The organism is Streptomyces sp. NPDC054757, from assembly GCF_053612185.1.
Window position 1 is genome coordinate 346,687 of record NZ_JBSHBW010000003.1, and the last position, 23,300, is coordinate 369,986.

Consider the following 23,300-nt stretch of genomic DNA (forward strand, 5'->3'; position numbering starts at 1 on the left):
CGCTTACTTGGTGACCACGGCCGCTGCGAGCTTCGACAGCGGTTCGGCCAGGGCGTTGACGGCGTCCGACAGCTTCTTGCGGTCCGCCTCGGAGACCTTGTCGTACGGCGTGAAGTCGTACGAGGTCTTGTCGTCGCGGTAGTGGTCGAGCAGCGAATTGAGCGCCGTGAACTGCTTGTCCAGCTCCTTGGCCAGGGCCGGCTGGTTCTTCGACGCGACCGGCTTCAGCAGCTCGTACGCCTGCTGGGCGCCCTCGACGTTCGCCTTGAAGTCGACCAGGTCGGTGTGGCTGTAGCGGTCCTCCTCACCGGTGATCTTCCCGGTGGCGACCTCGTCGAGCAGCTCCTTGGCGCCGTTGGCCATCGACGTCGGGGTGATCGCGGCGGTGCCCACCCGCTTCTGCCAGTCGGCGAGGTCGGTGTCCAGCTCGGTGGCGAGGGACTTCTCGGTGGCGCCGATCTTCTTGTCCTGCCAGAGCGACTTCTCCAGCCGGTGCCAGCCGGTCCACTTCTGGCCCTTCTCCAGGCCGTCCGCGCGGGTGTCGGTCTTCGGGTCGATGTCGCCGAACGACTCGGCGACCGGCTCGGTGCGCTCCCAGCCGATGCGCGAGGGCGCGTACGCCTTCCTGGCCGCCGCCAGATCACCCCGGCGGATGGCGTCGGTGAAGACCTTCACCTTCGGCAGCGTCCCGTCCGCCTGCTCCTGGGCGTACGTGCGGTACGCGGCGACCGCGGCGTCCAGCTTCGGGTCACGCTTGACGGCCTTGCCGCCGGTGACGGTGACCTTCTGGCGGATGCCGTTGCCCTTCATCCCGGGCTTGCAGGCGATCTCGTACGAACCGGCCTTCACCTCGGCGGTCAGGCTCTGCTTCAGACCGGGGCCTATGTTCTCGCGCTCCGCGACGATGCGGTCGTCCGGGAAGAGCAGATAGACCTCGGTGACCTTGGAGCCCTTGTTCTCCAGGGCGAACTGCACGTGCCCGGCGGGGAATTCGGTGGTGGAAACCTTGCAGGCGGAGTCGCTCGCGGTGACGGAGACGACACCGTCGCCGCCCGCCTTGGCGTCGCTCTTCTTGGCGCAGCCCGTGACGGCGGTCAGAGCGGCCACGGCCGTGACGGCGGTGACGACGGAGAGTCGGACGGGTCGCATAGGGGCTCCACACGCGGTGAAAGGTCGACTGAGGCAGCCCTAACTTAGCCGAGGCTTACCTCACCGATACCCGCTCGTGTCGTGATTCAGGTCTCATTGCGGAGAACATCGCGAAGAGCGGACACAAGCCCGTCACGGCATGGTCATGATCAGGTCAAGCCGCTCCCGGTGGCTGCCGTTCAGGGATGACGAGCGGCGCTCCGGTGTCCGGATGGGCCAGCACTTCGACCGGCTGCCGGTACACGCGGCTCAGCAACTCCGCGGTGAAGACCCGGGACGGCGGACCGTCGGCGGCGATCCGTCCGCCGTGCAGGACGGCGGCCCGGTCGGCGTAGGCGGCCGCCAGTCCGAGATCGTGCAGGACCACCACGACCGCACACCCGGCGGCGGCCCGCTCCCGGCAGATCCGCAGCACCAGTTCCTGATGGCGCAGATCGAGTGCGGCGGTCGGCTCGTCGAGCAGCAGCAGCGGGGCCCGCTGGGCGAGCACCCGGGCCAGGGCGACCCGGGCGCGTTCGCCGCCGGAGAGCGAGGGGAAGGGCCGGGCGGCGAACGCGGCGACCTCGGTGGCGGCCATCGCACCGGCGACGGCCGGTCCGTCGTCGTCCGCCCGCTCCGTACCGGCCCAGGGGGCGCGGCCCATCCGTACGACCTCCTCGACCGGGAAGGGGAAGGAGAGGCCGGCGGACTGGGGGAGCACGGCCCGGCGCAGGGCGAGTTCGGCGGCCGGCCAGGAGGCGGCGGGGCGCCCGTCGATGCGTACCCCGCCCTCCGTCGCGGGCAGATCGGCCGCCAGGGCGGCGAGCAGCGTGGACTTCCCGGCGCCGTTCGGGCCGACGAGCGCGAGGAGTTCACCTGCCCGCACCGTGAGGTCGATACCGCTGAGGACGGCACGGCCGCCCAGACGCAGGTGGAGGCCGTGGGCCTGGGCCAGGGGAGTGCCGGGTGGATGGCTGGCGGGGAGCTGACGGGGGCGGTTCCGGAAAAGGGCTCTGAGCACGGGTCACCTCGGGGGGAGGGGGTACGGAGTGGGGGCGGCCGGTGCATGTCCGGGCGGTGCGGCGGGCGGCGGCAGGATCGCACCCGGGCGGCGGCCTGGTCGGGCCCAGGCGGTGCGGCGGGTGGCCCGGTCACGCCCAGCCGGTGCGGTGGCGCGTTCTGCGCAGCAGCCAGAAGAAGAACGGGCTTCCGAAGAGCGCCGTCAGCACCCCGAGCGGCAGTTCGGCCGGCGCCGCCACGGTCCGCGCGGCCAGATCGCCGGCCACCAGGATCACCGCACCGCCCAGCGTGCTGCCCGGGATCAGGAAGCGGTGGCCGGGGCCGTTCGCCATCCGGAGCAGATGGGGGACGAGCAGCCCGACGAAGGTGATGATCCCGGCGACGGCCACCGCCGCAGCCGTGAGCAGCGCGACGACCAGTACGAGCACCAGCCGCAGCCGTTCGACGTCGACCCCGAGGTGCCGGGCGGGCCGCTCGCCCAGCGCCAGCAGGTCCAACTTCCGTGCCGTGAAGGGCGCCACGGCGAGACCGAGCACCGCGCACGGCAGCACGGCGAGCACCTTCGGCCAGGTCGCCTGGGACAGCGAGCCCAGCTGCCAGAAGGTGATCTGGGCGATCTGGGCGTTGTCCGCGAAGAAGACGCAGAGCCCGATCAGCGCCCCGGCGAATGCGTTCACCGCGATACCGGTGAGGATCAGCGTGACGACCTCGGTCCGCCCGCCCGAGCGGGAGAGCGCGTACACCAGCAGTACGGTCCCCAGCCCGGCGGCGAACGCGCAGACCGTCACCGTCCAGTTGCCGAAAAAGTTCAGCCCGAGGGCGATGGAGGAGACCGCGCCGACCGCGGCGCCCGACGAGATGCCGATGACGCCCGGTTCGGCCAGCGGATTGCCGAACACGCCCTGCGTCAGGGCGCCCGCGCAGCCGAGCGAGCCCCCGACGAGCAGGGCGAGGACGACTCGCGGCAGCCGTACGTTCCACAGGACGCTCTCGCCGACCCGGTCGAGAGTCGAGCCGCCGAGACCGGCCCGGTGCAGCACCGATGAGAGGACGTCATGGAGCGGGATGGGATAGGCGCCGATCCCCGCCGACAGGAGACAGAGCAGGACGAGCGCGGCGAGCAGACCAGCCGTCAGGAGGACTGTGGTCGGGCGTCGTTGACGCGGCTCGGGGGTGGTGGACGAGGCTTCGGCCGGTACGGGAGCGGAGTCCCGGGCCGGTACGGCGGTGTCCCGGGCCGGTGTGCGGGCGGGGTCTTCTGCCGGTACGGGGGCGGCGCCGGGGGTGCGGGTGGTCACCGGTCACTTCCCGTTCGCGTACAACTGCGCGACCAGGGACTTCAGCACCTGGTCGGTGCGCGGCCCGTAGTTCAGCAGCACCCCGTCGTCGATCGCGACGACCCTGCGGTCCATACCGGCCGGGGTCTCGGCGACGCCGGGCAGTTTCACCAGGCCGTCGATGCCGCCGACCGATGCGAGCCCCTTGGTCATCACCAGGATCGCGTCGGGGGCGGCCCTGGCGAGGGCCTCGCTGGTGATCGGGGTGAAGTCCTTGTCCAGACCGGACGCCTTGCCCGCGTCGACCGCGCCGGCCGCCTCAAGGAGCGAGGCGGCCCCGGAGTCGCGGCCGCCGAGCAGATGGACCGATGCGCTGCCGCGCAGATAGAGGAAGGCGACCCGGAGCCGGGCCGGGCCCTTGCGGGCGGGGACGGATTTCCTTACGGCGTCGAGCCGTTGGGCGGTGCGCCGCTTCAGCTCCGCACCCGGCCCCGGCACGCCGAGCGCACCGGCCACCGCGTCGATCCGGCGGTCGATGTCGCCCAGCCCCTTCGCCGGGTCCACGACCACCAGCGGGATGCCCGCCTCTCGTATCTGCGCGATGGCTTCCACCGGCCCTGTCGTGGTGTCCGCGAGGACGACGGTCGGCTTCAGGGAGAGGACGCCCTCCGCCGAGACGTCGTGCGCGCGGGTCACCACCGGCAGCTTCCGCGCCTGTTCGAAGGTGGCGGTGATGTCGCGGGCGACCACGTGCCTGCCCAGGCCGAGTGTGAAGACGATCTCGCTCAGACTTCCGGTCAGCGGGACGATCCGGTCGGCCGAAGTGACCGTCACCCGCCGCCCGTCCGCGGAACGGATGTGTGCGGGGAGCCGGGCGTGCGGTGCTGCGGCCAGGGGTTCGACCCGGTCGGCGGGGGCGGCCGACGCGGCGCGGCCCGTTCCGGTGGACCGTGCGGCGGGTGTGGTGTGCGTACTGCCGCAGCCGGTGGCTGCCAGAGCGAGGGCGAGCGCGGAGAGCAGTACACCGGCCGTCCGGGGTGTGCGCACGGAGGACACCGTCCTGTCGTTCTGTCGGGTTCCCGGGCCGGAAGGGTTCCGGCCGAGTCGGGGATAGCTTAGGTTAGCCTTACCTCACTAACCAGCCCTCCGGGGGGATTCCATGCTGTCCTGTCGACCGGTCCGTGCGCTGGCCGCCGTGCTCCTCGCGGCCCTGCCGGTGGCCCTGCTCCCGGCGTCCGCCGCCCACGCGGCGGACCGCACGGTGCGCGGCGGCCGGCTGGACTGGGGGATCAAGTCCTCCTTCCAGAGCTATGTCACCGGCCCCATCGCGCAAGGGAGTTGGGGGATTCAGGGCGGTGCGGCCACGGTGGGCGGGGAGCAGTTCCGGTTCCACTCGGCCACCGGTTCGTACGACCCGGACAGCGGTGCCTTCAGCGCGGCGTTCTCCGGCGGGGTCCACTTCGTGGGGCACCGGAAAGCGGACGGCACCCATGAACTCGACCTCACCATCAGCCGCCCCACCGTCCGGATCTCCGGAGGCCGCGGCACGCTCTACGCCGACATGGCCAGCAGGTCCAGAACCACCGGGCGGCTCACCGCATCGGCGCAGGTGCCGCTCGCCACGCTGGCGCTGTCCGGTGTCACCATGAAGGGCGGCGGCTCCCCGGTCACCCTCAACTCCGTACCCGCGAAGCTCACTTCAGAGGGCGCCGGTGCCTTCGCCGGTTACTACCCGGCGGGTACGGCGCTCGACCCGGTGAGCCTGTCGGCCGATGTGGTCCAGCCGGCCGCGCACCCGAGCGACTCTGCCGGGGCGCCTTCCGGGAGGTCCGGGAAGCCGGGGGAGGGGAAGCCGTCGGACCGTAATCCTTCGGGGAAAGCCGTCAAGGACCACCCCGCCGGAGCCATCCGGGACGCCGCCGTCGACTGGGGGGTGCGCCGTACCTACCGTGAGTACGTCACCGGCTCCGTCGCCCGGGGCAAGTGGACCCTCTCCGGCGGCGCCCAGGACGGCGGTGCGCTCTTCCGCTTCCCGCGCGGCAGGGGCACATACGACGAGAGGAAACAGACGCTCGACGCGCACTTCGCGGGCACGGTCCGCTTCACCGGGACCGGGCTGGATGTGCGGCTGACCGGACTGGCCGTCAGGGTCAGGGACGGCGAGGGCACCCTCTCCGCCGCGGGGAAGCCGGTGGCGACCTTCAGCGCCCGGCAACTCATTGCCAGGAACGGCCTGATCGCACTCGCCGATGCGCCGACGAAGCTGACCGCGGGCGGCGCGGAACTCTTCGGCTCGATGTACCGGCCGGGCACCGCGATGGACCCGGTGTCGCTGTCCGTCGCCGTCGACAGCGAGGCCGCGCTGCCCGCCCTGCCCGATCTGGGCAGTACGCCGAGCCCTGCCCCCGCCGCGGAGAGGAAGTCCGGGCACCCGGTCGCCGCGAACACGGCGGCCCGGTCGGCGGCCGGCCGCACCGGCACGTACGCCGGTCTCGGCGCGGGCGTCATCGCCGTCGCGGCTCTGGTGTTCCTGGCCGTCCGCAGGCGCCGGGGCGGACAGCGCTGACCGTGCGCCGACGCCGGACCAGGACCGGCCGCCACCCGCCCGTACCCCACGACACGTCATGTCACTCGCCATGCCGTCCCATCGGCACGCTCCCAAGGAGACACCTGATCATGGCCGTTACCCGCCGCCCGATGGCTCTGGCCGCCGCCGTCGCCACGGTGACCGCGCTCGGCGCCACCGCCTTCGCCCTGCCCGCGCTCGCCGCCGACGGGCCGCCCAGCACGCCGCTGAACATCACCGGCGGCACGCTGGACTGGGGCGTCAAGAAGTCCTACCGCGCGTACGTCACCGGCATGGCCGCAGGGGATATACGCACCGCGGACGGAGCCGGGCGCAACGCCGACGGCACCTTCCGGTTCGGCGGCGCCCAGGGGGCGTACGACCCCGGAACGCACACGGTGAAGGCGGCCTTCACCGGCAGCGTCACCTTCTCCTCGCCCCCGCCTCCCAAGGGGCACGGCTTCGAAGTCACCCTCTCCGACCTGCGGTTCGACAGTGGCACCCAGCGGATCACGGCCGATGTCACCCAGGACGGCGGCACCCGGCAGGATGTGCCGCTCGCCGAAGTGAAGGCGACGGGGGCCTCGATGGAGGAGCTGCCCGCGACGCTCACCAAGGAGGCGGGTGACGTGCTGGGTTCGGCCTCGTACGCCGGGGCCGAGGGCGATCCGATCACGGTACGGCTGGAGTTCGGCACCCCGACCGGACCGAGCACCGGGCCCAGCACCGGACCGGGCACCGGACCGAGCACCGGGCCCAGCACCGGACCGAGCACCGGACCGGGCACCGGACCGAGCACCGGACCGGGCACCGGACCGAGTACGGAGCCCAGTACTGGCCCCGGCACCGGACCGACCGGAAAGCCCACCGGTGAGCCGACGGGCGGGCCGACCGGAAAGCCCGCCCCCACCGGAACCCCGGCCGGGCCGGAGCAGACGCCCGGTCAGGTGGCGCACGGCACGCTCGCCTGGGGCGTGAAGAAGTCCTTCCGTACGTACATCCTCAGCGGCGGTGAGATCAGGACCGAGGCCGGTGCCGCGAAGAACGCCGACGGGTTCGACTTCCCGCTTGCCCAGGCCGAGTTGAACAGCGGCAAGAAGACCCTGAACGCCGCATTCGGCGGCCGTGTGCGGTTCCTCTACACCGCGCACCGGCTCGACATCGCACTCTCGGACATCCACATCGTGGCCAAGGGCGCCAAGGGCACGCTGAGCGCGGATGTCACCACACCCAAGGGGGTGCACCAGGACGTCGACTTCGCCTCGCTCGACCTCTCCAAGGTCACCTACACGGCCAAGGGTGACGTGGTGCAGTGGAAGAACGTCCCGGCGGCCTTCACGGCGGACGGCGCGGCTCAGTTCGCCAATGACACGACGGGATCCCTCTACCACGCGGGTGACGCCATCGACCCGGTGACGGTGGCTCTCGCGCTCAGCGCGGACGCCCGTCCGCCTTCCGGATCCACCAGCGGTACCGGGACCACCGGCACCACCACCGACGCCGGCGGCCCGGACACGGCCGGCGGGTCAACGGTCGGAGGCGGTTCGGCCGGAGGCGGTCCGGTGGGCGGCGCCACCGGCGGAGCCGGTACGGGCGGCGCACTCGCCTCCACCGGTTCCGCCGTCCCGGCCGACGCCCTCATCGGCGCATCGGCTGCCGTCGCCGCGGCGGGAGCCGCCCTGGTGACCGTGGCCCGCAGGCGCCGTACGCACGGCTGAACCGGCCCCGCCCCGTCCGGCTGCCGCCCTCCTGTGTGGGGCGGTGCGCGGCGGGGCGGTCGGGCGCGGGCGGGGCGCGCTCCGCACAGTGACCGGGGCGTGCTCCGCACGTGACCCGGTCCCGCGCCGCTCACTCCATCGGGCGGTCTGGAGTGGCAGGTCCGCAGGGCTCTCGTAGCGTCGGAAGCGCGGCCTTCGCCGTGTCCGACTCCACTCAGTGATCTGCCCGAACCGCCGAAACGAGGCAACCATGGTCGGCCAGCCGGTGTACCTGTACGGAGACGATCCCCCTCTCGTCCCACGTGCCGACGGTCCGCTCGGTACCGGCCCGGAGCGCAGCACGCCGTGCTGCCCGCCCCGCCCCCGCACCCGGTGACGCCCGCAGCCCCGGTGGCCCCGGGCCCGTACGCCTCCCTGCTGGTCAGCCTGCAACTGGCGGACCCCGGTTTCCCGGGCGGCCCGTGCGACCCCGCCTACGAGTGGGACTGTCTGGTCCGGCCCGGCCGGGTGGACCGGGCCGGCCTCGGCCCCCTGCTCCACGCTCTGCTGCGCCACGGCGTCGGCCCGTCCGACGCGACGGCCCTCGCCCTCGCCCACGCCGCCGCTTCGGACGGCTGCTGGGGCGAGGTCGCCGAGATCGACGAACGGCTGCACGCGGCCAAGCTCGGCCAGGAGCAGCGGACGGCCGCGACCAGAACCGGCCGGCATCTGCTCGGCCTCGGCCGGGCCGTGTTCCCATCCGATGCCGTGGAGGAGTACGCCGCTCTGGTCACGCGCAGGGAGGCGCCCGGCAACCGGGCGGTGGTTTCCGCCGTCATCCAGGCCGGAGCCGGAGTACCGCGTCAACAGGCGGTGACCGCCGACCTGTTCGCGTTCTGCGCCGCCTTCGCGGCAGCGGCCCGGCGGACCGGGTCGGCCGACCACGGCGCGGCCCAGCTGCTGCTGCGCGGGGCCGTGCCGGTCGTCGAGGAGGCGGCGGCGGAAGCCCTCCGCCGTGAACTCGCCGATCTGGGCGGCTGTGTGCCCGTGGCCGAGGCCCTCTCGGGGCTACCCGGCCGTGCGCCGGCCCCGGCGCCCGCCCCCTGAACCGGTACGCAGCGCACGACCCGACGGCCCACCGGCCGCCGGGAGACCGGAAGGAATCACCATGAACGACACGCTGTCGCATGCGCTCCTGCGCTGCCCCGACGGACGTCGGGACACCGGACGCCGCCCCCACACGTCCTACCCCAACTGGCCTGGCGGAAAGGGGCGTTGCCACAACGGGGTCTCACTGCCGGACGTGCGGCCGGGGACGGTGGTCTGACATGGCGCTTGTCACGGACGAGGTGCCCGAGACGTCGGCGACGGGACGCCCGCGCGCGCAGTCCCGGCTCTCCGCCGCACACCACACCCCCGGCCGGGTGCCGCCCGAAGTGGCCCGGCACGCCCCGCAGGCCGGTGAGCCCGCGCACACCGCTGAATCCCCGCACGCCGGTGAGCCCCCGCACGCCGGCGAACCCGCTGCGGAGCCGCCCGACCCCGCAGCGGAGCCGTCCCCCCGGGTCGGCCTTGTCGAGCTGGGGTTCGAGCGGCTGAGCGGCCGCACCGAACTGGTCCGCCGGTACACCAGGATGCCCCTGCGGACCGGCAGGCCCCAGCACCCGGACCCGCTGCGGCCGCAGATGGCGTTCGTCCGGCTGGCCCCCGTCGTGGGCGGTCTGGTCCGGGACGACCGCCAGCGCGTCGACGTCTGCTGCGGTGCCGAGACCGAGGTGCATCTCGCCACGGGCGCCGGGACCGAGGTCCGCCCGATGGAGCAGGGCTACGCCACCCGGCTGGTCAACCTCGCGGCGGGCCCCGACGCGTATCTGGAGTATCTGCCCGAACCGCTGCTGCCCCTGCCCGGCTCCCGGCTCTACCAGCGCACCGTGATCACCGCCGACCCCGCCGCCACCGTCGTCCTGGGGGAGACCGTGACAGGGGCACACCCCGGACCCGGCGCCCTCGGCCTCGACCTGGAGATACGCAGGCCGCACGGCAGACTGCTCGCCCTCGACGCGATACGGCTGTGCCCGGACCGGAACGAGGGGGCGGGACCCGGAGCGCTCTCCGGCCACACCCGGATGGCCTCGCTCTATGTGGTGACCGGCCGGGCACCCGCCGCCGATGTGGCCGACGCGCTGCACACCGCGCTCGACGGGACGGGACTGCCGTACGGCGTGAGTGTGCTGCCGCACGGCTGCGGCGCGTGGCTGCGGGTGCTGGGCGACGACGGGGCGGCCGTCGCGTCCGCCCGGTACGCCGGCTGGGACGCCGCCCGCCGCCTCCTCACCGGCTCCCGCGCCCCGCGCCCTACGCGCTGAGCGGGGTGAACTCCTGGCCCAGCTCACGGAAGACCTGGGTGTTGAGGCCGAAGGCACGCTTGCACTCCTCCACGATCCGCCGCTTCTCCAGGTCGTCCACCGCCACCGCGTCGAGCAGCTCTCCGTAACCACGCTTGAACGCGGCCGGGTTGGGGATCTCGTCGAAGACGTAGAACCGCACACCGTCGCCCTTGCGCGTGAAGCCCCAGGTCTTCTCGGCCACACCGCGGACGATCTGGCCGCCGGACAGATCACCGAGATAGCGGGTGTAGTGGTGCGCCACGTAGCCGCCGGGCCAGCTCTCCGCGCACTCGGCCACCCGCTCCGCATAGGCGGCGGTGGCGGGCAGCGCCGTCAGCCCGGCGCGCCAGCCGGGCCCCCGCAGATGCGCCAGGTCCTGTTCGAGCGCGGCCGTGCGCATCAGCTCCGGCCGGACGAAGGGACCGGCCACGGCGTCCCCGGTCAGCTTCTCCGCGCCCTCTTCCAGCGCCCGGTAGACGAACCACAGCTGCTCGGTGTACCGGGCGTAGGCGTCCACCCCGAGCCGGCCGCCCAGCAGGTCGCTCATGAACGTCACGGACCTGACCGTGCTGTGCTGCTCGTGCGAGGCGGTGCGGATGAGCGTCGAGAAGGCGTCCATGGCGGACCTCCGGGGCCGAGGGGGACGAGAACCTGGGTCGATCTTCTATGCTTAGGCTTACCTAAGTCAATGGGTTCCCGACGTCCTGTCGGTAACGTCCGTACCCGTCCCGGCCCCGGACCAATCCGGTCAGGGCAGCGTGAGGATCTCCGCGCCGGTCTCCGTCACGACGAGCGTGTGCTCGAACTGGGCGGTCCGCCTGCGGTCCTTGGTCACCGCCGTCCAGCCGTCCTCCCACATGTCGTACTCGTGGCTGCCGAGGGTGAGCATCGGCTCGATCGTGAACGTCATACCGGGCCTGATCAGCTCCGTGGCGTACGGGCTGTCGTAGTGCGGGACGATCAGGCCGGAGTGGAACGACGTGCTGATGCCGTGCCCGGTGAAGTCCTTGACGACGCCGTAGCCGAAACGCTTGGCGTACGACTCGATGACCCGGCCGATGATGTTGATCTGACGGCCGGGCCTGACCGCCTTGATGGCCCGGCCGAGCGATTCGCGGGTCCGCTCTACGAGGAGCCGTGACTCCTCGTCGACGTCTCCGCAGAGGTAGGTGGCGTTGGTGTCGCCGTGCACCCCGTTGATGTACGCGGTGACGTCGAGGTTCACGATGTCGCCGTCCCGGAGCACCGTGGAGTCCGGGATCCCGTGGCAGATGACCTCGTTGACGGAGGTGCAGAGGGACTTCTTGAAGCCGCGGTAGCCGAGGGTCGACGGATAGGCCCCGTGGTCGCACATGAAGTCATGGGCGACCCGGTCGAGTTCATCCGTCGTCACACCGGGCACGATGTGCTTGGCGGCCTCCGCCATCGCCTGTGCGGCGATACGGCCCGCGACGCGCATACGCTCGACGGTGTCGGCGTCCTGGACGTCCGGGCCGGTGTACGGCGTCGGCGCGGGCTTGCCCACGTACTCGGGACGCCGGATGTTTCCGGGTACGGAACGGGTGGGAGAGAGCTCCCCTGGTACGAGCAGTGACTGGCCAGACATGCCAGCGAGTGTATGAGAGAGGAGCCGACCATGGCTTTGTTCAAGAGGCGCACGGCCGCGAAGCCGGGCGAGTGGTACTACTGCATCGAGCACAGAAAGGTCGAAGAGGGCCCCGAGTGCCCGGCCAAGGACCGCTTCGGCCCGTACGCCACCCGCGAGGAGGCGACGCACGCCATGGAGACGGCGGCCGAGCGGAACCTGGAGTGGGAGACCGACCCCAAGTGGCACGAGAAGGGCGGCCCCACCGACGAGGAGAGCTGACGGCCGGGCCGGTCCTTACGGTCAGACAGCCGCCGCCGCAGCGGCTGCCGCCTCCTCCTTACGGGCGCGGCGCAGCTGCGCGTCGGCGTCGGTGTCCGCGTCGTACGTCAGCAGCTTCGGCAGCACGGCGGCGAGCAGGCCCACCGACGCCACACAGGCGAGACCGCCGCTCCAGATCGCGTTCCGTGTCCCGGTCCAGCCGGCCAGGGTGCCCGCTCTGACCTGGCCCAGCTGCGGTCCGACGCTGTACGAGAGCACCTCGATACCCGCCAGCCTGCCGCGCAGCTCCTCCGGGATGGTCTGGTTCCAGATAGTGGAGCGGCCGAGCCCGCTGAGCATGTCGCCCGCGCCCGCGAAGGCCAGACAGAGCAGCACCAGCCAGATGTTGGTGCACCAGCCGGCGGCCGTGATCGCAAGACCCCAGCCCGCGGCGCCGAAGACCACGAAGAGCCCGTGCCGTCTGACCCGCGACGTCCAGCCGCTGGTCAGACTGAGCACCACGGACCCCACCGACCCCGCCGCGTACTCCCCCACTGCCTAAAGGGCGTGGGAGGTGCCCCCATGCCCCAGCGCCCAGGTGGCGTGCAGATCGTCGGCGAGGAAGGGGAAGACCGTGTTCGGGTAGGCGAAGAACATCGCCGCCAGGTCGATCGCGTACGTCCCGAGGAGCACCGGGCGGCTCCACGCGTACCGGGCGCCCTGCGCGATCCCGCGCAGCGAGGGCCGCTCGGCGTCGTGCGAGGGCGGCGCGGGCGAGAGCCGGGTGCACATGGCGACCGAGACCGTGAAGCCCAGCACCGTGACCCCGTACGCGGTGGGGTATCCGGCGTACGCCACCACGACCCCCGCCAGCGCCGGGCCCGCGATCGCGCCGGTCTGCCACCGCAGCGCGTTGAGCGCGGCGGCCGCGGTCAGCTGGTCGTGCGGCACGATCCGCGCCAGCAGCGAGTCGAGCGCGGGCCGTTGCAGCCCGGCGAGCGCCGAGACCCCGGCGGCGACGACATACAGCGGCCAGAGCATCGGCGCGGGGATCAGCGCGTTCACGAGCAGCAGTACGGCGAGCAGCCCCAGCCCCGCCTCGGTGGCCAGGATGACCTTGCGCCGGTCGACCGCGTCGGCCAGCGCACCCCCGTAGAGCCCGAAGACGACCAGCGGCACCAGCTCCACCGCCCCCATCGCGCCCACGGCGGCAGGGGACCCGGTGAGGTCCTTGATCTGGAGCGGCAGGGCGATCAGCGCCATCGAACTGCCGAAGAAGGCGATCAGGCCCTGGACCCAGAGCAGGCGGAACTCCCGGGAGGAGCGCCAGGGGGTGAGATCGGGGAGGAGCGCGCCGAGCCGCGTGCGGGAAGCCACAAGAGGTCATGTTCGGCCGCGCCGCGTCCGGGGTGCAAACGGATTACGGGCGGCCCGACCACCAGCGGCCCGGCGGGGCGAGGTAAGACACGGTGCAGTGGGCCGTGAGTTCGTCTACTCGGTGGGCAGGCGCCAGGAAGGGCCTTCTGGCTCCCGGTACCAGACTCGCTGGCCTTCTGACGTGATCGTGAGGCCGAAGTCCTCTCGGGCAGGAGCGCCTCCGGGGAAGACGGAGGCCAACTCCTCCACCTTGTCCCAGAGCCGCTGTGGGCCGAGTTGCCTGGCTTTTCCCGACACGTGAGCGGTGGCCGTGGAACCGTCATCGGTCCACAGCCCGACGCCGGTCACCTCGCCCGACTCGTCTCGCCAGGAGCACGAGTGATATCCGGGGAGGGCGAGTGACAGTGGGAACTTCAGCCGGTTGAGCACATCCGTTGCCTGTACAACGGTGGCCGTGCCGGCCTGGGGTTCCAGCCCTGCGAAGTCGGGACCGTGGGAGGCGGTTCGACGTGGCATGAAGAACGCAGGTACCGGGAGAAATCTCCCTGACGCCTCCCCATCGCTTCCGACGACGATTTTCGCGACGCCGAATCCGATCGGCGCGACGATGACTGAACCCTCGCGGGTCTGGGCCAGTAGGGCGGGCGGAAGACAGCGGAGGCCGACGGTGGCGATGATGCGGTCGTAGGGCGCTCGGGCTGGATAGCCTTCCGCGCCGTCCCCAGTGAAGACGAGGGGGTGGTAGTCCCCCCTTGCCAGGCGGCTCCGGGCGAGTCGGACCAGATCGGGATCAACGTCCACGCTCACCACGTTGTCGCCTCCGAGGCGCGACGAGGCCAGGGCGGCGTTGTACCCGGTACCGAGGCCCAGCTCGTACAACCGGTGGCCGGGCTTCGCGTCCAGAGCATCGAGCATGGTCAGCATCAGGCGGGGCTCACTTGACGACGAGGTGGGGACGCCATGCTCGTCCAGCTGTGTAGTCAGCGCGGTGTCCGAGTACACGGTCTCCAAGTAGCCTGGATCTCCGCTGGTTACCTCCTTCCACCGTCCTCGCTTGTCCTGCTGGTAGAAGCGCGGGACGTAGTGTTCCCGCGGAACCTCGGCGAACGCTGCCAGCCATTCGCTCTGTTGTCCCTCGCCGAGTGCGGCGGCGAACTGGGCGCGCAGCCTGGCCGGTGCGGGGTCGTTCGTGTGGGTCATGTGGTGGTCCCCTGCAGGTAATCAGCGTGTGCGGCGGCGATGGGTAATCCGGTGCGGTTCTCGACCCATGACCATGTGCCTGCCGGATTGTTCTCGAAGAAAACCCACTCGTCGTTGGGGGTGACGGCGAAGTCGAAGGAGCCGAACACGATGCCGTACGAGGCCATGAAGCGCCGAACAGCCGTAGCGACTTTGTCGGGCACCGTGGTTGTGCCGTACTCCAGGTTCTCGTAGTCGGTGCGCCAGTCGGTCCGTGCCTTCTCGGAGGTACCGATGATGGTCCCGGCGAACAGATTGCCGTCCACGGCGACGAGGCGTACTTCGTATTTCTTGGGGATGTCCTCCTGGAAGTAATGGGCGGTCAGCCGGATGCTGTCGTCGAAGCCCGCCGGGTCCACCCGGTGGGTTGCCACCATCAGTTGCCGGTCCGCGCCCGTGTTCAGGCGCCCTCCGAGGACGGGCTTGCAGATCGATCGGCAGTACCCGGGACCGGCCCGACCGGCTCCAGCGCGCCGCGTCCGGGGTGCAAACGGATTACGGGCGGCTCGACCACCAGCGGCCCGGTTACCGGCGGTCCGGAGAAGGAGCGGGCGGCCCGGTCACCACAGGTCCGGCGGGGGAGCGGTCAGCTGGTCGGCGAGGCGGGAGAGGCGGTCGCGGAAGCCGGGCCTGCCGCGCTGTGCGGGGAGGCTGTTCTCGCCGGCGGCCGCGCTGACCAGGTGCTGCACGGTGTCGAGATCCACCTCACCGCCCTCCGCCACCGTGAGCGTCTCGTGCGCGAGTCCGTGCACCTCCGGGTCCCCGCCGTCGAGTGCCAGCACGGTGGCACCGGCCCGTCGCGCCCCGTGCACCCGCTCCAGGAGCCCCGCCCCGGGCAGCTCCGGCGCGACGACGAGCAGCGTCTCACCGCGCCCCGCCGCCTCGATCCGCCCGAGGCCCACCGAGAGATGCGCCGGCTCCCCGTCCCCGACCCGGTGGCGCACCAGCGTGGGCGCCAGTTCCGGCAGCCCCGACCAGGCGGCCTCGTCCACGAGATGGGCGGCCAGATGCCACGGCTCGTACCGCTCGGTCCCCACCAGCAGCAGCCCGCCGCCGTGCGGCACCACGGACGACCGCAGCGCGGCGGCGAACCGGCGGGTGGCGCGCGGCCACTCCGTCCCTGCGAGTACTTCCCGGAGCAGCGCTACCCGTACGGCATCCATGGCCGGGCATCCTGCCGCACGGGGCCGTCCCGCGCCGGGCGGTCGACCGGTCCTCATCCGTACGGGTACCGGGTACCAGCGAGTAGGGTCGGCCCATGACTTCCACCGACAGTGCACAGCAGCCGGCCGCCAAGGACCCCTGGGACCTTCCCGATGTCTCGGACCTGGTCATCGGCGTCCTCGGCGGGACCGGCGACCAGGGGCGCGGGCTCGCCTACCGGCTGGCCAGGGCGGGCCAGAAAGTGATCATCGGCTCGCGCGCCGCCGAGCGGGCGCGGACCGCGGCCGGAGAGCTCGGGCACGGCGTCGAGGGCCTGGAGAACGCCGAGTGCGCGCGCCGCAGCGATGTGGTGATCGTGGCCGTGCCCTGGGACGGGCACGCCAAGACCCTGGAGTCGCTGCGCGAGGAGCTGACCGGGAAGCTCGTGGTCGACTGCGTCAACCCGCTCGGCTTCGACAAGAAGGGTGCGTACGCCCTGAAGCCCGAGGAGGGCAGCGCCGCCGAGCAGGCCGCCGCGCTGCTGCCTGAGTCCCGGGTGACCGCCGCCTTCCACCATCTGTCGGCCGTCCTGCTCCAGGACCCGGAGATCGAGCAGATCGACACCGATGTGATGGTGCTGGGCGAGGCGCGCGCCGACGTCGAGACCGTGCAGGCGCTCGCCGGCCGGATCACCGGGATGCGCGGGGTCTTCGCCGGGCGGCTGCGCAACGCCCACCAGGTCGAGTCGCTCGTCGCCAACCTGATCTCGGTCAACCGCCGCTACAAGGCCCACGCGGGGCTGCGCGTCACCGACGTATGAGCGCGAAGGGGCATGGGGGACACTGGGGGACGAACAGTCTTCGCCCCCGGACAGGAGCCGCCCCCATGCCCCGCCTCGCTCTGTACGCCCTCGTCGTCTGCGCCCTCTCCGTGGCGGCCGCCGTGGTCTCCTTCGTCCAGGGGAGCTTGATCGGGATCGTCTGGATCCTGCTGGCGGGCCTCTCGTCCAACATGGCCTGGTTCTATCTGCGCAGGACCCGCGCCGCCAGGGCCGCGGCCAGGACGCCCGCCGCCCACTGACCTGCCGCGCGCCGGGGCGGGAGCGGGCCGCCGCCGTCACGCCCGCCCGCTACCCCGAGCCTCCGCCGCTACCTGGGGCAGAAGAACCCGGCGGGCTGCCCGTACCAGAAGCGGTAGAAGTTCTGCCCGCAGTACGTGTCGTTGCCGCTGACCCCGACGCCGCGCAGGATCGCGTCGATCAGGTCGAAGAACGCGTGGTTCACCGACGGGATCCACAGCAGCGCGAAGACCGCGATCATCCCCACCTGTCCGAACGGCTCGACCTGGCGGCGGATGCTGTACGGCAGCCAGGGCTCGACCACGCCGTACCCGTCGAGACCCGGAACGGGCAGGAAGTTCAGGATCGCGGCCGTGAACTGGAGCAGCGCGAGGAAGCCCAGCGCGTAGCGGAACAGCGGCGGTACGCCGTCCAGCGCGTGCAGCCAGAAGGGCGCCGTGCAGACGAACGCGAACAGTACGTTCGTCAGCGGGCCCGCCGCCGAGATCAGACTGTGCCGCCAGCGGCCCCTGATCCGGCCCCGCTCGATGAAGACCGCGCCGCCCGGCAGACCGATCCCGCCGAGGATCAGGAAGACCAGCGGCAGCACGATGGAGAGCATCGCGTGGGTGTACTTCGCCGGGTTGAGGGTGAGATAGCCCTTCTCCCCGACCGAGATGTCGCCGCTGTGCAGGGCGCTGCGGGCGTGCGCGTACTCGTGCAGACAGAGCGAGACCACCCACGCCGACGTCACGAACAGGAAGACCGAGAAGCCCGGGACCTTCGCGAAGTCCGCCCACACCGCCCAGCCGGTGACCGCCATGACGGCCACGATCCCCAGGAAGACCGGACTGATCCGCCGTTCGCTGTGGCGGGTGGAGGCGGTGGTCATGGACGGGACTCCTGATGTTCGGGGCGCCGGTGATGCATGGGGTACCGGGGCAGGAGCCCCGACCGTACACAAGAGCCCTGACCGTACAGGTGACACGCGGTAAACGTCTCGCCGCCGGGTGTGGGTTCCGGGCAGGGTGGGGGCATGACGGACGGAAGGCGGCAGTGGTGGCGGACATCGGACGGGCGCCGTGTGCGGAGCACCGGGCGGTTGACGTGCGTGCTGTAACGGACAATGGGCCCGTGCGCTACCGGATCCTCTCCACCACCCAGGCATTCCGCCCCGACGGCACGGCCGTCGCCCTCGGCGGGGCGCGGCTGCGTGCCCTGCTGACCGTACTGGCGCTGCGCGTCGGGCGGAGCGTCCCGGCGGCCGTGCTGGTCGCCGAGGTGTGGGACGGCGATCCGCCGGCCGACGCCACCGGCGCGCTCCAGGCGCTCGTGGCCCGGCTGCGGCGGGCGCTCGGGCATGCCGCCGTCACCTCGTCCGACGGCGGGTACCGGCTCTGCGCCGACCCGGACGACGTGGACCTGTACCGGTTCGAGCGGCTCGCGGGCGAGGGAGCGCGGGCCCTGGACGAGGGCGATCCGGCCAAGGCGGCTGCCCTCCTGGAGGACGCGCTGGCGCTGTGGCGGGGGATGGTGCTCGCCGACCTCCCCGACCGTACGGCCCTGGCGGCCCGCTGGGAGGCCCGGCGACTTGACGCACGCCGGGCCGCGCTCGCCGCTGCGGTCGCGCTCGGCCGGGCCGAGGGAACGCTGCCGGAGCTGGCCGCGCTCTGCGCCGACCATCCGATCGACGAGCCGCTTCAGGCGCTGCGGATCCGGGCGCTGCGGCACGCGGGGCGGACCGCGGAGGCACTCGCCGCGTACGAGGAGGTGCGGCGCGGTCTGATCGAGCGGCTCGGCGCGGATCCGGGGCCCGAACTGCGGTCGCTGTACGCCGAGTTGCTGTCACCGGATGAAGTCACCGCGGGGGAGGCCGGCGCCGGGCGGGCCACCGCCGGGGGAGTCACCCCCGAGGAAGCCGCCGCCGGGAGATCCGCCACCGGGGGAGCCACCCCCGAAGGGCGGCCGGACCGCGGGGGCGCGGCCGACGGGTCTCCCGGAGCGGAGCAGGCCCCCGCCCGGCAGCTGTCCGGCGACGACGGCTCGGGCGGGCGCCGCCCCGGCAATCTCCGGGCCCGGCTGACCAGCTTCGTCGGGCGCGAGAGCGACATCCACGCCCTGCGCGACGACCTCGGTGCGGCCCGGCTCGTCACCCTGCTCGGACCCGGCGGGGCCGGGAAGACCCGGCTCTCGCAGGAGGCGGCCGAGGCCGCGGCCGGCTCCTGGCCCGACGGCGTCTGGCTGGCCGAACTCGCCCCCGTGGACGACCCGGAGACGGTGCCCGAAGCGGTACTCGGCGCGGTCGGCGCCCGTCAGACGGTGCTGCGCGGCGCGGGCGTCGAGGAGATACGCGCCGCCGACCGGCAGGCGGACGACCCGCTGGCCCGGCTCACCGAACACTGCGCCCGGCGCCGGATGCTGCTCCTGCTCGACAACTGCGAGCATGTCATCGGTGCCGCCGCCACCCTCGCCGAAGAACTCCTCGCCCACTGCCCCGGGCTGACGATCCTGGCCACCAGCCGGGAGCCACTGGGGGTGCCCGGCGAAGTCGTACGCCCCCTTGAGCCGCTGCCCGAGCCGTCCGCGCTGCGGCTGCTGGCCGAGCGCGGGAGCGCCGCCCGGCCGGGCTTCCGGATCGAGGACGACCCGGGGGCGGCCACGGAGATCTGCCGCCGCCTGGACGGACTCCCGCTCGCCATCGAACTCGCCGCGGCCCGGCTGCGGATGCTCTCCCCGCGCCAGATCGCCGACCGGCTCGACGACCGCTTCCGGCTGCTGACCGGCGGCGCCCGGACCACTTTGCCGCGCCAGCAGACGCTGCGCGCCGTGGTCGACTGGTCCTGGGACCTGCTCGCCGAACCGGAGCGCAACGTCCTGCGCAGGCTCTCCGTCTTCGCCGGCGGCTGCGGGATCACGGCCGTGGAGGCGGTGTGCGGCGCCGAATCACTCGACCTGCTCGGCTCGCTGGTCGACAAGTCCCTGGTGGTGGCGGCTCCTTCGGGCTACGGCGAGATGCGCTACCGGCTCCTCGAAACCGTCGGCGAGTACGCGGCAGAGCGGCTCGACGAGGCGGGTGACCGCCCCGACGCCGAACACCGTCATCTGGTGCACTACCGGGAGCTGGCCCGGCTGACCGACCCCGAACTGCGCGGCCACGGCCAGCTCGCCGCGATCGACCTGCTGGTGCGCGAGTACGAGAACGTACGCACCGCACTGCGCCGCGCCGTCGCCGCGGGGGACGAGCAGGAGGCGCTGATCCTGGTGCACTCCCTCGCCTGGTTCTGGCAGATGCGCGATCTGCGCGCCGACTCCAGACACTGGTGCGGTGCGACCGCGGAGCTCGGCCCCGACCCGTTCGAGCCGCCGGTCGCGAAGGCCCCGCCGCTGGAGGCGCGGTGTACGGACGCCCCGCCGCCGATGAGTCCCGAACTGCTCGAAGAGGCGCGGCGCGGAGTGCGGCTGATCCATCTGGCCTCCGCCGACCACGATTTCGACGACTGGACCACGCCGGCCAACAAGGAGCGGCTCAGCCGGGTGGTGGCGGCCTACAGCCCCGGACTGCCGCAGACCTGCCGCTCCCCGGCCTCGCTCTGGTTCTTCGCGGTCATGCTCACCGGCGCCCCCGGTGAGCTGCGGGACGTGCTCGACGAAACGGTGCGGTCCTGCCAGGACTTCGGATACGAGTGGGAGCTGGCCAGCGCCCTCCAGATGCGGGCCAACATCCTGGCCAACCGCAGCGACTGGGCGGGCGACGCCACCAGGGACGCCGAGGAGGCCCTGGAGATCTTCATCCGGCTCGGCGACGCCTGGGGCGCCGCCGAGGCGCTCTCGGCGCGCGGTGAGGCCCGTGAGGCGCGCGGCGACTTCCTGCTCGCCGGTGAGGACTACCGGATGGCGTTCGGTTACGCCGAGCGGCTCGGCGCACGGACCCAGGTCGCGGTGTTGCGGGCCAGGTACGCCGGGGCGCTGCTCGAAGCGGGCCGGGGGGACGAGGGCGAGACGATCCTGCGGCAGGTCCTGGGGGAGGAATCGGGGACCGACGTCGGGCACGAGGTCTGGCCGATGGCCCGGATGATTCTCGCCATGTGGCTGGGCCGCGTCGGCCGTGTGTCCGAGGCCCGCGTCGAACTCGGCCTGCTGCAGGAGAAGTTCGCGAGGGGGCCGCTCGCCGTCTTCGAAGGCATGATGCTCGGCCTGACGGCCTGGCTGGACAACGAGGAGGGCCGGTACGCCGAGGGCCGTGTCAGGGCGCGGCAGGCGCTGATGCGGACCGGTGACCCGCTGTCGCAGATGGTGGCCCCGCAGATGCCCGCCACCCAGCTGGTGACGTACGCCTGGGCGCTGGCGGGTCCCGGAGATCCCGATGAGGCCCGGGACGCGGTGCGGCTGCTGGCCGCGTCCGACGCGCAGCTGCCGCCGGGTCACTTCAGCGCGTCCATGGAGCGCGCCAACCGCGAGAAGGCCGAGGCGGCCGCCCGCGCCGCCCTGGGGGACGCCGCGTACGAGCGTGCGTACGCCGAGGGCGGCGGCCTCACCCCGGAGGAGGCCACCGCCCTGGTGGAGCGACGCGATCGGTGAACGGGACCGCCGGGTCGTACGGCCCGGCGGCCGGTTCAGGTCTTCTTGCGGAACTTGCGGATCGCCAGCGGTGCGGTGACCGCGGTGATCGCCACCGACCAGCCGAGCGTCATCAGTACGGAGTGGGTGACCGGGCCGCCGTTCATCAGGTTCCGCGCCGCGTCCGCGAGGTTGGAGAGCGGGTTGTAGTCGGTGAACGCCTGGAGCCAGCCGGGCATCGTGGTGGGCGGGGCGAAGATCGACGATCCGAACTGCAGCGGCATCAGCACCAGCATCGCCATCCCCTGGACGGCCTGGGCCGTCTTCATGGTCAGTCCGAGCAGAATGAAGATCCACATCAGTGAGGCGCCGAAGACCAGTGAGAGGCCGATCGCCGCGAAGAGCGAGAGCACCGATGTGTGGATGCTGAGACCCAGTATGAAGCCCACGGTCAGCAGGATCGTGATGGCGACCAGCATCCGGCCGATCTCCACGACGATCTTCGCGATGAGGACGGACGACCGGGCGATGGGCATACTGCGGAACCGGTCCATCACCCCCTTCTTGAAGTCGTCGTTGACCCCGGTGCCCACGGCCATGGCGATGTTCATGCCCATCATCGCCATCAGACCGGGGACGACGTAGTCGACGTACTGCGTCTGGTTGCCCTTGCCCGCGATGGCGCCGCCGAAGACGAACACGAACAGCAGGGTGAAGATGATCGGCATCAGCAGGACGTCGAACATCGACTCCGGGTCCGCCTTGATCTGCAGCGCGTTGCGCCGGGCCAGCGCCCCGATGTGCCGGAGATTGCCCCGCAGCCCGATCCGCCCCTCGTCCGCGGTCGCGGCCGGTGCGGGCGGCGCCGGCTTCTCGATCGTCGCCGTGCTCATACCGCGGCCTCCTGGATCTGGTCGCTCTGCTCGTCGTAGCCGTCCTGCAGGGTGGGCTTCTGGCCGGTGATGGCCAGGAACACCTCGTCAAGGCTGGGCAGATGGGTACCGATGTTGGTGATGCCGAAGCCGCGCGAGGCCAGCAGGCCGACCACCGACGTCAGCTGTTCGTCGCTGAGGATCGGCACATTGAGCAGCCCCTCGTCGGGCACCGCCTGGGAGCCCGCGATCCCGTCCAGCCCGGCCTCGGCCAGCGCGCGCGCCATGGCGGGGAGCTGTCCGGGGTCGCTCGGCTGGATCTGGAGGGTGCGGCCGCCGACCTTCGCCTTCAGCTCGTTCACCTTGCCGTTGGCGATGACCCGGCCCTTGTCGATGACCGTCAGCTCGTTGGCGAGCTGCTCGGCCTCCTCCATGTACTGGGTGGTGATGAGCACGGTCGCCCCCTCCGCGACCATCCGCTGCACCTCGTCCCAGACCTCGTTGCGGGTACGGGGGTCGAGACCGGTCGTCGGCTCGTCGAGGAAGAGCACCGCCGGGCTGCCGATCATCGAAGCGGCCAGGTCGAGCCTGCGGCGCATCCCGCCCGAGTAGTGCATCGCGGCCTTCTTGGCCGCATCGGTCAGTGAGAACCGCTCCAGGAGCTCGTCGGCGCGGCTCCTGGCGTCCTTGCGGGAGAGATCGAGCAGCCGGCCGATCATGTAGAGGTTCTCCCAGCCGGAGAGCTTCTCGTCGACCGACGCGTACTGCCCGGTGAGGCCGATGACCCGGCGCAGCTGGCGGGGCTGGGTCAGTACGTTGCAGCCGGCCACGGTGGCGGTGCCGGAGTCCGGCTGAATCAGGGTGGAGAGGACTCGTACGAGGGTGGTCTTGCCGGCGCCGTTGGGCCCGAGCACACCGAGGACCGTGCCCTCCCGGACATCCAGGTCCACTCCGTCCAGGGCCTTCGTGTCCCCGTAGTGCTTCACCAGCCCCCGCACCTGTACGGCGGATCCGCCGTTCCCGGGGTTCTTGTCGATTCGCGTCATGCCCACTATCAGACCAGCCGCCACTGACAACTCACCGACAGAATGCCGACAGCCCGCCGATGGGGGATGTCGGCGGGCCGTCGGTACG

Annotated in this window: 20 protein-coding genes and 1 pseudogene; 8 read left to right on the forward strand and 13 right to left on the reverse strand. The window is 72.1% G+C overall.

The genetic code is table 11. The annotated features are described in order from the left end of the window. Positions 1-3 precede the first annotated feature (3 nt). The 4 genes from efeO to ACWGKJ_RS06710 all read right to left on the reverse strand — a co-directional run bounded on the left by efeO (position 4) and on the right by ACWGKJ_RS06710 (position 4,481). Entirely contained in the window at positions 4-1,149 is a 1,146-nt protein-coding gene (efeO, locus tag ACWGKJ_RS06695) for an iron uptake system protein EfeO (RefSeq protein ID WP_385028210.1), read from the reverse strand. A 154-nt stretch (positions 1,150-1,303) separates the two neighbouring features. Beyond that, positions 1,304-2,149 (reverse strand): heme ABC transporter ATP-binding protein, encoded by an 846-nt coding sequence (locus tag ACWGKJ_RS06700; protein ID WP_453315681.1) that lies wholly within the window; start codon positions 2,147-2,149, stop codon positions 1,304-1,306. A 130-nt stretch (positions 2,150-2,279) separates the two neighbouring features. Further along, entirely contained in the window at positions 2,280-3,446 is a 1,167-nt protein-coding gene (locus ACWGKJ_RS06705) for a FecCD family ABC transporter permease (RefSeq protein ID WP_385028216.1), read from the reverse strand. A gap of 3 nt (positions 3,447-3,449) precedes the next feature. Then, on the reverse strand, positions 3,450-4,481 hold the full coding sequence (locus ACWGKJ_RS06710; RefSeq protein WP_385028219.1) for a heme/hemin ABC transporter substrate-binding protein: 1,032 nt from the start codon (positions 4,479-4,481) through the stop codon (positions 3,450-3,452). 103 nt (positions 4,482-4,584) lie between these two features. On the opposite strand from ACWGKJ_RS06710, the gene ACWGKJ_RS06715 reads away from it, so the two are divergent. The 4 genes from ACWGKJ_RS06715 to ACWGKJ_RS06730 all read left to right on the forward strand — a co-directional run bounded on the left by ACWGKJ_RS06715 (position 4,585) and on the right by ACWGKJ_RS06730 (position 10,054). After that, positions 4,585-5,991 carry an HtaA domain-containing protein gene (locus ACWGKJ_RS06715; protein WP_453315682.1) on the forward strand — a complete coding sequence of 469 codons (1,407 nt, stop codon included), beginning with the start codon at positions 4,585-4,587 and terminating at the stop codon, positions 5,989-5,991. 110 nt (positions 5,992-6,101) lie between these two features. Beyond that, the gene (locus ACWGKJ_RS06720; protein WP_385028225.1) at positions 6,102-7,709 is read left to right on the forward strand and encodes an HtaA domain-containing protein; all 1,608 of its coding nucleotides are present in this window, start codon (positions 6,102-6,104) and stop codon (positions 7,707-7,709) included. Between the two features lie 345 nt (positions 7,710-8,054). Beyond that, positions 8,055-8,795: an urease accessory protein UreF gene (locus ACWGKJ_RS06725; RefSeq protein WP_453315683.1), complete on the forward strand. Its 741-nt coding sequence runs from the start codon at positions 8,055-8,057 to the stop codon at positions 8,793-8,795. Between the two features lie 221 nt (positions 8,796-9,016). Continuing rightward, positions 9,017-10,054, forward strand: coding sequence for an urease accessory protein UreD (locus tag ACWGKJ_RS06730; protein WP_385028231.1), 1,038 nt, complete (start codon positions 9,017-9,019; stop codon positions 10,052-10,054). On the opposite strand, the gene ACWGKJ_RS06735 is transcribed toward ACWGKJ_RS06730, so the two are convergent. Together ACWGKJ_RS06735 and map are read right to left on the reverse strand one after the other, a co-directional pair. Continuing rightward, positions 10,044-10,694 (reverse strand): biliverdin-producing heme oxygenase, encoded by a 651-nt coding sequence (locus ACWGKJ_RS06735; RefSeq protein ID WP_385028234.1) that lies wholly within the window; start codon positions 10,692-10,694, stop codon positions 10,044-10,046. The genes ACWGKJ_RS06730 and ACWGKJ_RS06735 overlap by 11 nt on opposite strands. Before the next feature lie 129 nt (positions 10,695-10,823). After that, positions 10,824-11,681 carry a type I methionyl aminopeptidase gene (gene map, locus ACWGKJ_RS06740; RefSeq protein WP_385028237.1) on the reverse strand — a complete coding sequence of 286 codons (858 nt, stop codon included), beginning with the start codon at positions 11,679-11,681 and terminating at the stop codon, positions 10,824-10,826. 30 nt (positions 11,682-11,711) lie between these two features. Between map and ACWGKJ_RS06745 the strand changes: the two genes are divergently transcribed. Beyond that, positions 11,712-11,942, forward strand: a complete 231-nt coding sequence (locus tag ACWGKJ_RS06745) for a hypothetical protein (protein WP_385028240.1) — start codon at positions 11,712-11,714, stop codon at positions 11,940-11,942. A gap of 21 nt (positions 11,943-11,963) precedes the next feature. Here ACWGKJ_RS06745 and ACWGKJ_RS06750 read toward each other — a convergent pair. The 4 genes and pseudogenes from ACWGKJ_RS06750 to ACWGKJ_RS06765 form a co-directional block, all read right to left on the reverse strand. Then, positions 11,964-13,298: pseudogene (locus ACWGKJ_RS06750) on the reverse strand (MFS transporter). A gap of 114 nt (positions 13,299-13,412) precedes the next feature. Then, on the reverse strand, positions 13,413-14,498 hold the full coding sequence (locus ACWGKJ_RS06755; RefSeq protein ID WP_385028242.1) for a methyltransferase domain-containing protein: 1,086 nt from the start codon (positions 14,496-14,498) through the stop codon (positions 13,413-13,415). Continuing rightward, the gene (locus ACWGKJ_RS06760) at positions 14,495-14,914 is read right to left on the reverse strand and encodes a hypothetical protein (RefSeq protein WP_385028245.1); all 420 of its coding nucleotides are present in this window, start codon (positions 14,912-14,914) and stop codon (positions 14,495-14,497) included. The genes ACWGKJ_RS06755 and ACWGKJ_RS06760 overlap by 4 nt, the downstream gene beginning before the upstream one ends. A 183-nt stretch (positions 14,915-15,097) precedes the next feature. Further along, positions 15,098-15,700, reverse strand: coding sequence for a hypothetical protein (locus ACWGKJ_RS06765; protein ID WP_385028248.1), 603 nt, complete (start codon positions 15,698-15,700; stop codon positions 15,098-15,100). Between the two features lie 95 nt (positions 15,701-15,795). On the opposite strand from ACWGKJ_RS06765, the gene npdG reads away from it, so the two are divergent. Both npdG and ACWGKJ_RS06775 read left to right on the forward strand, forming a co-directional pair. After that, positions 15,796-16,500 carry an NADPH-dependent F420 reductase gene (npdG, locus tag ACWGKJ_RS06770; protein WP_385028251.1) on the forward strand — a complete coding sequence of 235 codons (705 nt, stop codon included), beginning with the start codon at positions 15,796-15,798 and terminating at the stop codon, positions 16,498-16,500. A 65-nt stretch (positions 16,501-16,565) separates the two neighbouring features. Continuing rightward, entirely contained in the window at positions 16,566-16,760 is a 195-nt protein-coding gene (locus tag ACWGKJ_RS06775) for a hypothetical protein (protein ID WP_385028254.1), read from the forward strand. Positions 16,761-16,828: 68 nt separating this feature from the next. Here ACWGKJ_RS06775 and ACWGKJ_RS06780 read toward each other — a convergent pair whose 3' ends face one another. Then, positions 16,829-17,629, reverse strand: a complete 801-nt coding sequence (locus ACWGKJ_RS06780) for a site-2 protease family protein (protein ID WP_385028256.1) — start codon at positions 17,627-17,629, stop codon at positions 16,829-16,831. Positions 17,630-17,871: 242 nt separating this feature from the next. On the opposite strand from ACWGKJ_RS06780, the gene ACWGKJ_RS06785 reads away from it, so the two are divergent. After that, the gene (locus ACWGKJ_RS06785; RefSeq protein WP_385028259.1) at positions 17,872-21,315 is read left to right on the forward strand and encodes an AfsR/SARP family transcriptional regulator; all 3,444 of its coding nucleotides are present in this window, start codon (positions 17,872-17,874) and stop codon (positions 21,313-21,315) included. Positions 21,316-21,350: 35 nt separating this feature from the next. Here ACWGKJ_RS06785 and ACWGKJ_RS06790 read toward each other — a convergent pair whose 3' ends face one another. After that, positions 21,351-22,187: an ABC transporter permease gene (locus ACWGKJ_RS06790; protein ID WP_385028262.1), complete on the reverse strand. Its 837-nt coding sequence runs from the start codon at positions 22,185-22,187 to the stop codon at positions 21,351-21,353. Beyond that, positions 22,184-23,212: an ATP-binding cassette domain-containing protein gene (locus tag ACWGKJ_RS06795; protein WP_385028266.1), complete on the reverse strand. Its 1,029-nt coding sequence runs from the start codon at positions 23,210-23,212 to the stop codon at positions 22,184-22,186. The genes ACWGKJ_RS06790 and ACWGKJ_RS06795 overlap by 4 nt, the downstream gene beginning before the upstream one ends. Between the last annotated feature and the right edge of the window lie 88 nt (positions 23,213-23,300).